Annotated in this window: 13 protein-coding genes; 11 read left to right on the forward strand and 2 right to left on the reverse strand. The window is 60.3% G+C overall.

Features of this window, described 5'->3' with window-relative positions:
• Positions 1-10 precede the first annotated feature (10 nt).
• The 10 genes from AC1DKV_RS16475 to AC1DKV_RS16520 all read left to right on the forward strand — a co-directional run bounded on the left by AC1DKV_RS16475 (position 11) and on the right by AC1DKV_RS16520 (position 11,281).
• Complete coding sequence (locus tag AC1DKV_RS16475) at positions 11-1,240, forward strand: CaiB/BaiF CoA transferase family protein (protein ID WP_441622086.1); 1,230 nt, start codon at positions 11-13, stop codon at positions 1,238-1,240.
• A gap of 43 nt (positions 1,241-1,283) precedes the next feature.
• Entirely contained in the window at positions 1,284-2,258 is a 975-nt protein-coding gene (trxB, locus tag AC1DKV_RS16480; protein WP_441622088.1) for a thioredoxin-disulfide reductase, read from the forward strand.
• Between the two features lie 60 nt (positions 2,259-2,318).
• Complete coding sequence (locus AC1DKV_RS16485; protein WP_441622090.1) at positions 2,319-3,302, forward strand: Bug family tripartite tricarboxylate transporter substrate binding protein; 984 nt, start codon at positions 2,319-2,321, stop codon at positions 3,300-3,302.
• Positions 3,303-3,528: 226 nt separating this feature from the next.
• Positions 3,529-4,461, forward strand: a complete 933-nt coding sequence (locus tag AC1DKV_RS16490; RefSeq protein WP_441622091.1) for a LysR family transcriptional regulator — start codon at positions 3,529-3,531, stop codon at positions 4,459-4,461.
• Between the two features lie 348 nt (positions 4,462-4,809).
• On the forward strand, positions 4,810-6,492 hold the full coding sequence (locus tag AC1DKV_RS16495; RefSeq protein WP_441622093.1) for a thiamine pyrophosphate-binding protein: 1,683 nt from the start codon (positions 4,810-4,812) through the stop codon (positions 6,490-6,492).
• A 39-nt stretch (positions 6,493-6,531) separates the two neighbouring features.
• On the forward strand, positions 6,532-8,004 hold the full coding sequence (locus AC1DKV_RS16500) for an NAD-dependent succinate-semialdehyde dehydrogenase (RefSeq protein WP_441622095.1): 1,473 nt from the start codon (positions 6,532-6,534) through the stop codon (positions 8,002-8,004).
• A 45-nt stretch (positions 8,005-8,049) separates the two neighbouring features.
• Complete coding sequence (locus AC1DKV_RS16505) at positions 8,050-9,063, forward strand: FUSC family protein (protein WP_441649917.1); 1,014 nt, start codon at positions 8,050-8,052, stop codon at positions 9,061-9,063.
• Between the two features lie 104 nt (positions 9,064-9,167).
• Positions 9,168-9,431: a LysR family transcriptional regulator gene (locus tag AC1DKV_RS16510; protein WP_441623336.1), complete on the forward strand. Its 264-nt coding sequence runs from the start codon at positions 9,168-9,170 to the stop codon at positions 9,429-9,431.
• Positions 9,432-9,598: 167 nt separating this feature from the next.
• Complete coding sequence (locus AC1DKV_RS16515) at positions 9,599-10,366, forward strand: hypothetical protein (protein WP_441623338.1); 768 nt, start codon at positions 9,599-9,601, stop codon at positions 10,364-10,366.
• Between the two features lie 609 nt (positions 10,367-10,975).
• Positions 10,976-11,281 (forward strand): DUF2514 family protein, encoded by a 306-nt coding sequence (locus tag AC1DKV_RS16520; RefSeq protein WP_441623340.1) that lies wholly within the window; start codon positions 10,976-10,978, stop codon positions 11,279-11,281.
• A 358-nt stretch (positions 11,282-11,639) separates the two neighbouring features.
• On the opposite strand, the gene AC1DKV_RS16525 is transcribed toward AC1DKV_RS16520, so the two are convergent.
• Positions 11,640-11,786: a hypothetical protein gene (locus tag AC1DKV_RS16525; RefSeq protein WP_441623342.1), complete on the reverse strand. Its 147-nt coding sequence runs from the start codon at positions 11,784-11,786 to the stop codon at positions 11,640-11,642.
• A gap of 121 nt (positions 11,787-11,907) precedes the next feature.
• Complete coding sequence (locus tag AC1DKV_RS16530; protein WP_441623344.1) at positions 11,908-12,135, reverse strand: DNA ligase-like domain-containing protein; 228 nt, start codon at positions 12,133-12,135, stop codon at positions 11,908-11,910.
• Between the two features lie 129 nt (positions 12,136-12,264).
• Between AC1DKV_RS16530 and AC1DKV_RS16535 the strand changes: the two genes are divergently transcribed.
• Positions 12,265-13,464, forward strand: coding sequence for a Fic family protein (locus AC1DKV_RS16535; RefSeq protein WP_441623346.1), 1,200 nt, complete (start codon positions 12,265-12,267; stop codon positions 13,462-13,464).
• Positions 13,465-13,536 lie beyond the last annotated feature (72 nt).

Below are 13,536 nucleotides of genomic sequence, written 5' to 3' on the forward strand. Positions count from 1 at the left end.
CTACGGAGCCATGGGAGCACTGTCTCATCTGCGTGTGTTGGATCTTTCACGCGTACTTGCGGGACCCTGGGCGAGCCAGATTCTCGCCGATCTTGGCGCGGAAGTCATCAAGGTCGAAAGGCCGGACACCGGTGATGACACGCGCTCTTGGGGGCCACCATGGGTGAGCTCTCCGGAGTGGAGCAACAACGAGCGCCAGTCAGCATACTTCGCTGGCGCAAACCGGAACAAACAGTCTGTCGCCGTTGATTTGAGCCATCCCCGAGGCCAGGCAATGGTGCAGGCATTGGCCGAGCACTGCGATGTGGTAGTTGAGAACTTCAAGGTCGGTGGCCTGAAGCAGTACGGCCTCGACTATGAATCGCTCCGCGAGATCAATCCAAGAATTGTCTACTGCTCGATCACTGGATTTGGGCAAACCGGTCCGTATTCGCACCGTCCAGGCTACGACTTTCTGGTGCAGGGCATGGGTGGCTTGATGAGCATCACAGGTCGGCCCGATGGCGAGCCTGGCGAAGGGCCGCTTAAAGTGGGCGTGGCGCTGACTGACATCATGACCGGTCTCTACGCCACGATTGGCATTCTCGCAGCCCTCGCACACCGCGAAACCTCGGGGCGTGGCCAGTATGTTGACGCGGCCCTGCTGGATGTCCAGGTTGCCTGCCTGGCGAATCAGGCCATGAACTTTCTGGCAAGCGGGGCCCAACCGCCGCGCCTGGGAAACGGACATCCAAATATCGTTCCCTACCAGGATTTCAGTACCGCCGACGGCCACATCATCATCACCGTAGGTAACGAAGGCCAGTTCGCCAGGCTCTGTGAGGTACTTGGGCAGCCCCTGTGGACCCAGGACCCGCGCTTTGCTTCGAACAGTGCACGGATTGCCAATCGCGCGGTCCTGATACCCCTGATCCAAGCGGTCATCGACACTCGTGAGTCACAGCATTGGCTCGAGAGGCTGGAAGCTAGTGGGGTGCCGTGCGGGCCCATCAACACGCTCCAGGACGTCTTTGCTGACCCGCATGTCATTCATCGCGGGATGACGGTTGCCCTCGACAACGCAGATGGATCCCAGGTGTCGGTCGTTGCAAGTCCGATTCGCTTGTCTGCCACACCGGTCGAATATCGGAGTGCACCCCCAAATCTCGGTTCCAGCACCGCTGCAGTGCTCAAGGAGTTGCTGAAGATCGACGATGCGCAGATCCAGCGTCTCGCTCAGGAAAAAATCATCCGGATCTGATGCCAGATCCGACATCTGTTTCCGTACCTTGTGAAGAGTTGCCATGAGTACCAAAGAAGCGAATTCCCACGCCCGCGTTCTGATTCTCGGTTCGGGTCCGGCGGGCTATACCGCAGCGCTCTACGCTGCTAGGGCGAACCTGTCACCGGTGCTCGTCACCGGTGCCGCGCAAGGCGGCCAGCTCATGACGACGACTGACGTCGACAACTGGCCCGCGGATGTTGCCGGCGTAATGGGCCCCGATCTCATGGAGCGATTCCGTCTTCACGCGGAGCGTTTCGATGCAAAGACAATTTTCGACCACATTGAGGAGGTGGATCTGAGCAAGCGTCCCTTCACGCTGCGCGGAGAAGCCGGCACGACGACGTGTGATGCGCTGATCGTTGCCACAGGAGCGTCGGCCAAGTACCTCGGTCTCCCCTCAGAGGAAGTCTATCGTGGCCGCGGGGTAAGCGGTTGCGCAACCTGCGACGGTTTTTTCTACCGAAACCAGGATGTCTGTGTGGTCGGTGGCGGCAATACCGCGGTGGAGGAAGCGCTGTATCTGTCGAACATCGCCGCAACCGTGCATTTGATTCATCGTCGCGACAGCTTCAGGGCGGAGCCCATTCTCGTATCCCACCTGATGGAGAAGGTCGCGGCCGGCAAGATCCACCTTCATCTGTGGCACGAGCTCGCCGAAGTCACGGGGGACGAGTCGGGCGTGAGCGCGGTCCGACTGCGCGAAGTCAAGAGTGGCAGCGAGGTTCAACTGCTGGTGACTGGCTGCTTCATCGCTATCGGCCACAAGCCGAACACGGACATTTTCAAGGGCCAGCTCGAGATGCGCGAGGGCTACATCGTCACCCGCGCGGGCAGGGAAGGAATGTCCACCATGACGAGCATTCCGGGCGTGTTCGCCGCTGGCGACGTTCAGGACTCCATCTACCGCCAGGCCATTACGTCGGCGGGTAGCGGTTGCATGGCGGCCCTCGATGCGCAGCGTTTCCTCCAGGAGTACGTTCCAACAGCCGGGTAAGTGGTTGCTCAGCTGGGAGACATCCTCCCGCTTAATCGAAAAGACATACAGGAGACAAACATGAATAGGCGCCAGTTCTTGAAGGCGGGCGTAGCTACAGTCGGCTCTGCCCAGCTCGCCGCGCTGCCGGCCCTATCGTCGGCGGCCGCATATCCATCAGGACCGATTCGCGTAGTCATCCCGTTCCCGGCCGGTGGCCCTACCGATGTGGTCGGCAGACTGGTGACGCAGCCGATGTCGGAAATCCTGAAGCAATCGCTGGTCGTCGACAACCGGGGAGGGGCGAGCGGAACCATTGGCGCGGATATGGTAGCCAAGGCAGCCCCTAACGGTCAGACCTTGTTGATCAACGTTTCGGCACAGGTCATCAATCCGTTCTTGTACTCCAAGCTTCCGCACGACCCGCTCAAGGACTTTACCCCGATCACAAGCCTTGCTTCCACGCCGCTGCAACTGCTTGTTGCCGCAGACCTGCCGGTGCACAACGTCAACGACCTGATCAGGTACGTTAAATCGCAACCCACCGGCTGCAGCTTTGCCTCGGCAAGCAACGGCGTGCCGGGTCATCTGGCGGGGGAACTCTTCAGAATGACCACAGGCATCTCGGCGGTCCACGTCCCCTACAAGGGCAGCGCTCCGGCACTGACGGATCTGATCGGGGGGCAGGTGACCTTCATGTTCGACTCCATGCCAGCCTCGCTGCCTTTGGTCAAAGCCGGAAAGCTTCGCGCGCTGGCGGTGACTGGGACCCGCCGCGCGAAGAGCCTGCCGAATGTGCCGACGCTCGTGGAAAGTGGCTTTCCGGAGATGACGATGACGACCTGGTACGGTCTGTGGGGCCCCGCCAGGATGCCGCCAGAAACCGTAGGGATCCTCCAGTCCGCCGCGGCGAAGGCCCTCGCAAACCAGGATGTCAAGGCGCGTCTTGCGGATCTCTCGGCAGACCCGCTTGGAGAGTCGCCTGAGCGCTTCGCGGCTTTCTGCGCCCAAGAGGCGGATAGGTACGCGAAGATCATCAAGGCAGCAGGTATTCGATTGGCCTGATCGGTCGGTAGATCCGGGCCACTTGACAACGCCGTTCCGGTCGCAAGACCGGCGGCGCGCGCCTTGAAGCAGGATCAACGCTGCGGATTCGACCGGGCGATGCAACGCACCTAAGGCTGCGTGAGGGCTCCTGTGGTAAGCATGAACTTGGTCGGCAGGGACAGACCGCCGCCGCTTGCCGTGCGGCATAATTGCCGTGCCCTTGGAACACCAATCGTCCGCTGCCATGAACAAGAATCTTGTCCCCGATCTGAGCTCCCGCGAATTACAGGCGGTCTGCGCCATTGCAGACGAAGGAAGCCTTCTTGCTGCCTCGATAGCATTGGACCTGTCGCAGCCGGCGTTGACACGTACGCTGCAGCGCGTTGAAGCAGCGATAGGTGTCGAGCTCTTCCGACGCTCCACTCGCAAGGTGGAGATCACCGCTGCGGGGCTGGAGTTCGTCGCGCTGGCAAACCGCATTCTCGCCGACCTCCGGATTTCCTTTGAAGGAATGCGGGAAATCGCTGACGAGCAGCGCGGGCAGGTCATCATCTCCGCGGTGATGTCGGTGGCCTCGACTCACTTGCCCATCGTTGTGGCACGTTACCGGGAATCCCGGCCACGTATTGAAATCCAGGTGCGCGAAGGCGTGCACGGCACTGTCCTGGACAATATCCGCAGTGGCGTCGCCGATCTCGGCTTGACGTATGTTGACGATGTTCCCGCGGAATTTTCCGCGATCGCGCTGGGCCGGGAAGGCTTTCACGTCGTCATGCCGGCGAATCATCCGCTTGCCGGACGGAAGACGTTGACGCTTGTCGAGGTCGCCAACTATGCCATGGTCTCCTTGCCGAAGGAAGCCCAGACCCGCCGGATGTTGGACGGGGCCGCGGCGGCTGCGGGGCTGAACCTGCAGCACGCCGTGACGGTGACCCAGTTTGCCACGGTAATGCAGTTTGTCCACGCTGGTGTCGGCCTGGCCATTGTTCCGGGTGGGGCGATTCCCGCAGCACTTGGCCCGGGTCTGGTACTGAAGCCGCTCGCGCAGCCAGTACTGACGCGTCATATTGGGGTCATCGTCTTGAAGGATCGCGGCCTCACGCCGAGCGCCGAAGGCTTCCTTGCGGAACTCAAGGAACATTGGAAGGCCCGTCCTCCGGCGCGGCGAGGCGCGTGATTTATGCGAAAAATGCAATCGAAATTGGAAATAGATTGAACTTGTAAAGAATTGCAGGTTGCCTCTATTCTTGCTCTCAAGACACAGCTTTCTGGGAGACAGGATGCAACCGCGACACCTCGCACCAGCCAGGGCGCAGACGACGCCCGCACGATCGCTCCAGTCCCTGCCTCCAATCTTCTGGCGAGGCGCGGCAGTGGGCTAGAACCAGAACCGCCAGGTTCTCGCTTTTTTTCCTCATCGCTTTCGTCTCTTTGGGCGATGACGGCAGGGGCTGCGATGCGCAGCCCAACAGTTTCCGTACTCAACTACTTCTTGGTGCGATCGGGAGATCGCGCCTGATAACCTATGACCAAACAGCGTCTCAGCGGCCGCGCCGCGTTCTTGAAGCTCCTGCAAGATGAAGGTGTCACGCATGTGTTCGGCAATCCGGGGACCACCGAACTGGCGCTGATGGAGGCTATGCCAGAAGCGACGGGGATCCAGTATGTCCTGGGGCTGCAGGAGTCTGTCGTCTTATCCATGGCAGATGGATTCGCGAGGGCAACTGGTCGACTGACTGCGGTCAATCTGCACTGCACTCCTGGCCTTGGCCACGCGATGGGCGCACTGTACAACGCGAAATTTTCGGGCTCTCCGATGATTGTCACGGCAGGGCAGTATGAGCTGGGCTACGGCTTGCTGGAGCCAATGCTGTATGAACCTTTGGTACCGCTCGCAGAGCCTCTGGTCAAATGGGCATATGAGATCCAACGGGTAGAGGATCTGCCTCGAGTCGTTCGCCGCGCAGCGAAGATTGCCATGACCCCGCCCTTCGGCCCGGTTTTCCTCAGTCTGCCGGGTAGCATTCTCGATGACGAAGCAGAACTGGAGCTGGGTTTCAGCACACGAGTCGACGCAATGGGTGGCCCGTCAAGCCGCACGCGTGACGCACTTGTCGATGCGATCCTCGCCAGCAAAGCGCCAGTCATCGTTGCCGGACGAGAGCTTGCAGAGCAGGACGCGTTCACGGAGGCTCAAGAGCTCGCGGAGCGGATCGGTGCTGCGGTCTACCATGAACCTATTCCTTACAACACGCGGTATCCGTCTAAGCACGCATCGTTCATGGGCGACCTGTCGCGCAATCAGGCGAAAGTGCGGGAGTTGCTTGGCAGGCATGACCTATTGATTGTCCTCGGCGGTGATCTGTTGAGAATGTCGGCATTTAGTGAAACCGACCCGATGCCGGATGAACTGCGGGTCATTCACATCTCGGAGCGCGACTGGGAGCTTGGCAAAAACTACCCCACGCACCTCGCGGTACGAGCGGGGGTCAAGGAAACGCTCACTGAACTCCTGCCACGAATCGCTTCGACGCAAAGCGCGGACGACCGGGATGAGGCCCGTGCTCGACTCGGTCGGTTGCGTGATTCGAACTGGACGGTTCGGCGAGAAGAGCTTCGCCGGCATGCATCCACTATGCAAGCGTCGGAGCCGATCGATCCTCGTGTTCTGGCCATGACGCTCGCGGACGCAATACCGGCTGGCACCATCGTGATTGAGGAGGCGCCAACAACCTCGCCCCTGTTGTCCAATTTTCTCGAGGTAACGGCACCTCGCGACTTCTTTGGGCTGGCCAGCGGCGGGTTGGGCTTTGCCATGGGTGGAGCAGTCGGAGCCGCCCTTGCCAGGCGGAATACACCCGTGGTCGCTTTGGTTGGGGACGGAAGCGCGATGTACGCCATCCAGGCGCTATGGACGGCGGCGCACGAGAAGCTCCCGATCACGTACGTCATCGTCAACAACAAATCCTATCGAATCATCAAGGAACGCCTGGTAGCAATGCGTAACTGCGACGACTTCCTCGGCATGGATTTGGTCAATCCGGCACTGAACTTCGTTGAGATGGCACGCGGTATGGGTGTCCACGCCGAACGGATTGCAGATCCTTCTCAGCTCGCAAGTTCCCTGCGTGCCGCCATCGAATCCCGGCAGCCGAGGTTGCTGGAAGTCATCGTCGACGCTGGCAAGCAAGCCGTCGGTCAGGGCTGACGGCATTGTGCAGAACCCAAGGCAAAGGAGAGAAACCGTATGAATGAGACGACCGTAAACCTGAAGAATCCCGAACTACTGCGTTCCCAGTGTCTGGTAGGGGGCGAATGGGTGGAAGGGACCCAATGGATTGATGTAAAGAATCCATTTGGTGGCAATGTCGTAGCAAAGGTGCCAAGGTTAGGGGCGAGGGAAGCGGATCAGGCAATCGCATGCGGAGCTGCGGCGGCGAAGCGATGGGCCAAGAGCACCGCCGGGGAGCGCGCGACGGTCCTGCGTCGATGGTTCGATCTCGTCCAGGCGAATCTGGAAGACCTTGCGACCCTGTTGACGCTGGAGCAGGGCAAGCCGCTGCAGGAGGCGCGGGCCGAGATATCCTACGCTGCCTCCTACATCGAGTGGTTCTCCGAGGAGGCGCGCCGTGGCTACGGCGACATCATTCCCTCGAACGATCCCTACACTCGTCAACTGGTCATTCGGCAGCCCGTAGGCCTGTGTGCGGCAATTACTCCGTGGAATTTCCCGTCTGGGATGGTGACCCGAAAGGTGGCCCCCGCGCTCGCCGCTGGCTGCTCCATCATCGTCAAGCCCGCTGAGCAGACGCCTCTTTCCGCGCTTGCGCTAGCCTACCTCGCGGAGGAGGCCGGTCTTCCGGCCGGCATCCTGCAAGTTATCACCGGCTCTTCCCGCGAAATCGGCGCGGTCCTGACCTCAAGCCCTGACGTTCGCAAGCTGACACTCACCGGTTCCACAGAGGTGGGGCGCGTGCTGGCTGCACAATGTGCTCCGAGTCTCAAGAAACTGTCACTGGAGCTTGGCGGCAATGCGCCATTCATCGTGTTCGAAGACGCTGACCTCGAGAAGGCATTGGAAGGGCTGATGCAGTCAAAGTTTCGAAATGCCGGGCAAACATGTGTCTGCACCAATCGCATTCTCGTCCAGGAGTCGATTCATGACGCGTTCGCAGAGCGGCTGGCTGCGGAAGTCAAGAAGTTGCGCGTAGGGGACGGCATGGCGACGGGCGTTGACCAGGGCCCGCTCATTGACTACAACGCGCACGAGCGTATGCAAGTTCTTGTCGACGACGCAGTGGCTGGCGGAGCAAATTTGCTCTGTGGGGGATCGCCCGATCCGATCGGGGAGCTTTGCTTCTCCCCGACCGTACTGAGCCGGGTACGCCCTGGTGCCCGAGTCGCGACAGATGAGATCTTTGGACCGTTGGCAGCCCTCTATACATTCCGTGACGAGGAAGAAGCCATCGAGATTGCGAATAGCACCGAGTATGGATTAGCGGGATATGTCTTTACCCGCTCGCTGGCCCGGGCCTGGCGAGTCAGCGAGGCCCTCGAGTGCGGCATGGTTGGAATCAATGCAGGTCTGATCTCATCCGCAACCGTACCCTTCGGCGGAATCAAGCAGTCGGGATACGGCAGGGAGGGCTCCAAATATGGTCTGGATGACTACACCGAGCTCAAGTATTTGTGCATGGCAGGTTTGGAGAGCGAGGTGTAAAAGAGCTGAAACCGGCGTTCGGTCACACTTGGTTTGGAGATGGCGTTGGATACATTGCGTCGCCATATCGGGCGGATTCTTGACCCCTTCGGCCACTTGCGCCAGGCGAAATCATTCCACGCGTTGCGCGTCGGGCTGGCGGTTCTGGCGTCGATTGGCCTGACAACAGGTTTGAAACTGCCGCACGGTGACTGGGCAACTATTACCGTGCTAGTCGTTATTGGCGGCTTCCAGCACCATGGGAATATCCGCACGCGAGGGATTGAGCGTGCGAAGGGTACGCTTCTCGGTGCGTTCATCGGGTTGCTCCTCGTCGCCCAGCAACACTATCTGTCGACTCCGGGTGTCACATACCTGTTGCTAGCGGCAACGTGTGCCTACTGTGCCTACCATGCTATCGGTACGGGTGGCTACGTTGCGCTTCTTGCTGGCGTCACCATCGTGATTGCAGCAGGACATGGTACGAACGATCTTTCGGAAGGCCTGTGGAGGACCATCAACGTTCTTATCGGGACGACGATTGCTCTTCTGCTGTCAATAGCATTGCCTTCTTATGCATTACACGCGTGGAAGCTTCAGCTAGGGCAGCTTTTGCGGCAAGGAGGATATCTGGTCGCTACGGTGGGAGGCGATGAAGTTGGCCATGCTGACCTGAAACGGTGCACTAGTCGCCTGAACGTGGAGCTCATTCAGCTTCGCTCACTCATGGCGTCGGCAGCAAAGGAGTGCTCCATGCGCGCGAGCGCCTTTGAGGACGTGCAGCATAGTCTGCGCATGTGTGTGTGCCTTCTGGAAGTTCTTGCATCCTTTCCAAAACAGAACTTCGGGACCTACCCATGCGATCCGTTCGTTTCGCACTCATCGCCTGGAGGCAGGCTTCGTACGCAATTTGAACGTTTGGCGGACGATTTGAATCATGAGCAGCCACTTGCGCAAGACGGCACCAATCTGGAAGCAGCCGCGACGCTCAATAACGCGTCAACCGTCATCTTCATTCAGTTAGCCGACGAGCTTGTGACGCTTCGGAGCCGACTGCACCCAATCCTCTGGCAGCGATAAACCCTTGCTCGGGTCGCGCTTTCGGTTGGGTTCCGCCTCAGCCACTTTGCCAAGAGCCATCTATTGCAATATTTTCTTACCGCCCTAGCTCGACGAAGGTTGCCATGAGATTGTCGAGTTTGACTGCCCTGCAGATGCTAGAGAGCGCCGCTCGATTCGAGAGCTTTACCCGGACGGCGGCAGAGCTAAAGGTTACCGAAAGCGCTGTCTCCAGGCAGATCCACGCGCTAGAGGACCGGCCAGGCGTATCGCCGTTCCAACGCCTTAGCAAACGTGTTGCTCTCACTCCGGACGGGGATTGCTACGTGCGTGAGATACGAAACGAGCTGAAGGCGATTATTGGTACCGTTTTTCGGGCATGGTGTTAGTTCGCACATGACGCCAAGGCCGTTGGCCAAATGATACGTCGAGGCAAGAGCTGCGAAATCCGATTCTCGTCACCTCCGCCAAGCCTCGCGCTGCTAAACGGCCGATCTGGAATCGGACTGATAAATGCCGACAGCGCTACATCCAGACGATCAGCCGCCTTCGCTAAATGGAGTTCCTCGACCACCGCCACCAAGCAACAAATTGTGGGTCTCTATCATTTTTTAATCTGCTTTGGCGAATAAAAATTCGCGAAAGCGCTCTGGATCCTATCAAAGAATGCGGCTCCAATGGAGTACACCTGCTGAATTTGCACGACGACGCACGTATGGAGGACTATATGCAACTATTCGCGGAAGGGCCGAATGCCTCTAGCGCTCAAGGGCAAGTTGCAGAGGCAGAGAGAACGCAACCAAGCCCTGAGTGCACCTCCGCGATTTCAGGCCAGATCTGCAGCGATGAGATCTACGTGGACACCGACCGAACACTATCGGAATGGCCGGTGAGACATGCATCCCAAACCGCACCTCAGCTAGGCATGGTGCATTTCGCAAAGTCGATCAAGACCGATGTTCCACGAGGCACAGTCGGTCGTTGCGTCGAGAATCCCACTTCGGCTGACCTTTTGCACTATATCCGTGCAATGGTAAAAAGCTTGCGCCGCGCGGCGAACGAGTCTGATGAAAGTCGAGACGAAGGAACGGAGCGCGTACTCGGCGCGCTCCTGCGCAATGCCATGGACAGCGCATCGGTCTTGGACATTGTGGTGACGCTGGGCTGTGCCGCTGAACTATCGCTCTATCCTGAGGATGCAGTCCTCGAACAATGTACGACTGCAGTCCGCGCGGCGGGAAAGACTGCATTGGTAGGGGCTGTGTGGGCGGTGCGCCATCGCTGCGCAAGAGCGGGGGATAGTCGACGGCGGTTCGCCGCCTGATCCGGAGACCGCGCCAAAGCGGGGGCGGACGACCGGACCTCTGCTGAGGGGACAATGAGGTACCTAAAATGCGCGCATAGCTTCCGATCCTGCGCCGGCGACCTCCGTCCTGCAACTTCGAATAGCTCTGCGCAGCTTGAGCCCGCCGGTCTGGCGGCGTTTGCTCATTCTGTTGATCCGATGCGAGGCCATGCACAGCCGCCTGCAGAATCGGCCTGTTTCCGAAGACGCTGCGGATGCTGACGAGGCGTCACGCGCCCGGTGTATGGAGTCCTGAGCGCGCAGCAAGCCTACGCAGTCTGCAGTTCATGCTCAGTGTGTGACGCTAATGGGCCGTCCTTGCGCCAGCCCTGGTTCCATTTAACTCTGGTATCAAGGGAGTTCTACCTGGTCGAATAAGACGTTCAAGCCTCTACTGCGTGTGGGCGCCAAACTCAAAGGGTACCTGAGAGCATCCTTCGCGGCTGCGATTGGGGTACGTCAAGCGGCTCCGCCAGCGGATGCGCAACGGCACGAGGTGAGGTTTGGTGAGGTTCTGCCGATCGATGGGCACAATCCGTTCCCGCGGCGCGGACCCTCACGGATAGCCAGTGCGGCAGCCACAAGAACGTGCCGGCCAACCCAACCACGCTAGCGCAGTTTGTTGTTTTAGTCCGCCTGCGCCAGCGGGTCGCAGGGCTACTTGCCGCCGGTCGCGCCGCCGGCAATCCCGCCGCTTCCGGCCCGGGCCCGGCAGCCGGCGATCCCCTCGGAGTGCTCGCCGACGTGCTCAGCCGGGCTGACCAGCGCGCGGGAGCCCTGGCTGGATACGCTGACGCCGCCCGGTTCGCCGGCCAAGCCTGCGAGCGGGGTTACGACGCGTTGAATGGATCACCGCAAGGCCCCGTGGCGAGCGGCAGTAGTCGGGGACTGTGAAGGTCGGAGGAAAAAGAGGGTGTAGGCGGCAGGGTGAAAGCGCCTACACCCACGAGGATTGGCAACGGGGTCAGTCTGTCGCCGGTATTGATTATGGTGCACCGCATCAAATTCAGTACCCCGCCGACGAAGGGAAGAGTCACGGAGCAGGGGAAGCGGCTGGCGGATCCCGAGCACGAGGTCAGGACGCAGCGTCGATGAAGTGGTTGCTGATTCCCTCGAGCCAAAAGACCGCCGCTGCTTGAAACGGGATGTGCGGAATGGTGGCGGCGGACCGTCCCCCAAGGCTTGACTCGCGCGCCGGTGGCGCGCTAGGTGGGTCATAAGCCTGTAGCGAAAAAAGCCACGAAAACGCGTACTAGCGGCTCTCGCAAACGTATTCCCGATGGATTGTCATCGCCCCCACCGCGCACGCGCCGAGCGTCTCCTTGGTGGACTCGCAGGACGGGCAAAAGGTGACGCGCAGGGCAATCACGCGTGCTTTCCATTCGCCGGGATCAAGCATGATCATCTCCTAGGCGCTCCCACTCACCCGCCCCTGACAGTGCTCGCGCGCCCAAATCGCGCGGGCGATCTGCTCGAGGCGATCGGCTTCACGTTTGGCCGCGATTACCTGGTCTTCTAGCTCACGTTCTGCGTGGCTGCCCGCCTTCGCGTCGAGCAGCCGGTAAAACAGCGCGCTTTCCCACGATGCTCTCCAGCTTCAGCGCGAGGGCGTTGCCATAGAGCCATTCCCCATCATCTACCGTCGCCACGTAGAGTAGGCCGGCCGGCGGCGTCTCGCCCAGCATCGGGTGCAGCGCGACCTTGCGCTTCTCGATCGGCTGCGCGCGAAAGTCCCGGGCGCCCGCCACGAAAAGGTCGAAGAGCAGTAGGCCACCAGGTCGGCGCCAGCGTGCCAGCCGCGGCGTGCCGCGTGCCGGTGAGCCGCAAATCTTGAAAAGCGGCGCACTATGTGAGCCGAATATGGCAGAATGCGGCTCATGAGCACGAATTCTTCCTGGATCTGGCGCCGCGCAGAATGGCCTGACTTCACCTATGACGCGCAGATGATCGCGCCTGACTTGGCGGAGGCCTACCGGATGCACGGTGTCGTCGAAGGCAAGGCCATGGCCATTGGCCTTGGAAGTACCAGCCAGGTCGCGCTGGATGCGCTATCCGATGAGGTGGTGGCCACGGCCGCCATTGAGGGGGAGCGCCTGTCGCTCGATGTTGTCCGCTCGTCCGTGATGAGGCGGCTTGGCTTGGCGACGTCCGGGCCCACCGACCGCCATGTCGATGGCCTGGTTGGGGTCATCAGCGATGCCACAACAGCGTTTGATCTGCCCCTGGATAATGACCGCTTGTACCGCTGGCAATCTGCGCTATTCCCCGGTGGCACGTCCGGCATCCACCGAATCGCCGTCGGCCGATACCGCGACCATGACGATCCGATGCAAATCGTAAGCGGTCCGCCAGGCCGTGAGCTGGTGCATTACGAGGCACCCCCATCAAAGGACGTGCCGGCGCAGATGACGCGCTTCCTCGCATGGTTTGCTGAGTCCTCGCCAGCGCAGGCCTCGCCGTTGACGTCCGGCAGCAAGCTGATCGATGGCTTCGCTCGGGCCGCTATTGCGCACTTATGGTTCGAGAGCATTCACCCGTTTGAGGACGGCAACGGCCGTATTGGGAGGGCCATCGTTGACATGGCCATGGCGCAGCATTTGCGACAACCGGTGCGCTTCTACAGTCTTTCGCGGCAGCTACTGACCTCGCGCTCGGCATATTACGACGCCCTCAATCAAGCTCAGTGTGGTGACGCCGACGTGACGTCGTGGGTGCAGTGGTTTGCGCGCCAATGCACGGCGGCATGCCATGCCGCGAGCCAGGTCATCGACCAGTCGATCAAGAAGAGGCGCTTTTGGGAGAAGTATGAGGGCAGCGGGATTCATGAGCGGCAGCGCAAGGTGCTGCAGCGCCTTCTCGACGACGGGGACGGTGGCTTCCTGGGCGGCCTGAACGCTGAGAAGTACATGAAGATGACCGGCGTCTCAAAGGCCACGGCTACACGCGACCTTTCGGAGATGGTCACGGGCGGGCAATTGTGGAGCCACGGTGTGGGCAAAGCGGTGCGCTATTACATCAATGTGCCGGAATGGACGCATGGTGTAGCTTTGGAGCCCGATCCGGGTGAGGCCGTATAGCCACTTTTCCGTCACGACCTGCGACACGCTAGCAGCGTCCCGCTTGGCGGCGAGTGCAGCAAGTGTCACGAC

This window comes from Cupriavidus sp. 05T41 (genome assembly GCF_056396525.1).

What these genes read in the sequence shown, in the direction of transcription:
- AC1DKV_RS16475 (WP_441622086.1), top strand. Translation starts at nt 11, where the DNA reads ATGGGAGCACTGTCTCATCTGCGTGTGTTGGATCTTTCACGCGTACTT.
- trxB (WP_441622088.1), top strand. Translation starts at nt 1,284, where the DNA reads ATGAGTACCAAAGAAGCGAATTCCCACGCCCGCGTTCTGATTCTCGGT.
- AC1DKV_RS16485 (WP_441622090.1), top strand. Translation starts at nt 2,319, where the DNA reads ATGAATAGGCGCCAGTTCTTGAAGGCGGGCGTAGCTACAGTCGGCTCT.
- AC1DKV_RS16490 (WP_441622091.1), top strand. Translation starts at nt 3,529, where the DNA reads ATGAACAAGAATCTTGTCCCCGATCTGAGCTCCCGCGAATTACAGGCG.
- AC1DKV_RS16495 (WP_441622093.1), top strand. Translation starts at nt 4,810, where the DNA reads ATGACCAAACAGCGTCTCAGCGGCCGCGCCGCGTTCTTGAAGCTCCTG.
- AC1DKV_RS16500 (WP_441622095.1), top strand. Translation starts at nt 6,532, where the DNA reads ATGAATGAGACGACCGTAAACCTGAAGAATCCCGAACTACTGCGTTCC.
- AC1DKV_RS16510 (WP_441623336.1), top strand. Translation starts at nt 9,168, where the DNA reads ATGAGATTGTCGAGTTTGACTGCCCTGCAGATGCTAGAGAGCGCCGCT.
- AC1DKV_RS16515 (WP_441623338.1), top strand. Translation starts at nt 9,599, where the DNA reads ATGGAGTTCCTCGACCACCGCCACCAAGCAACAAATTGTGGGTCTCTA.
- AC1DKV_RS16525 (WP_441623342.1), bottom strand. Translation starts at nt 11,786, where the DNA reads ATGCTTGATCCCGGCGAATGGAAAGCACGCGTGATTGCCCTGCGCGTC.
- AC1DKV_RS16535 (WP_441623346.1), top strand. Translation starts at nt 12,265, where the DNA reads ATGAGCACGAATTCTTCCTGGATCTGGCGCCGCGCAGAATGGCCTGAC.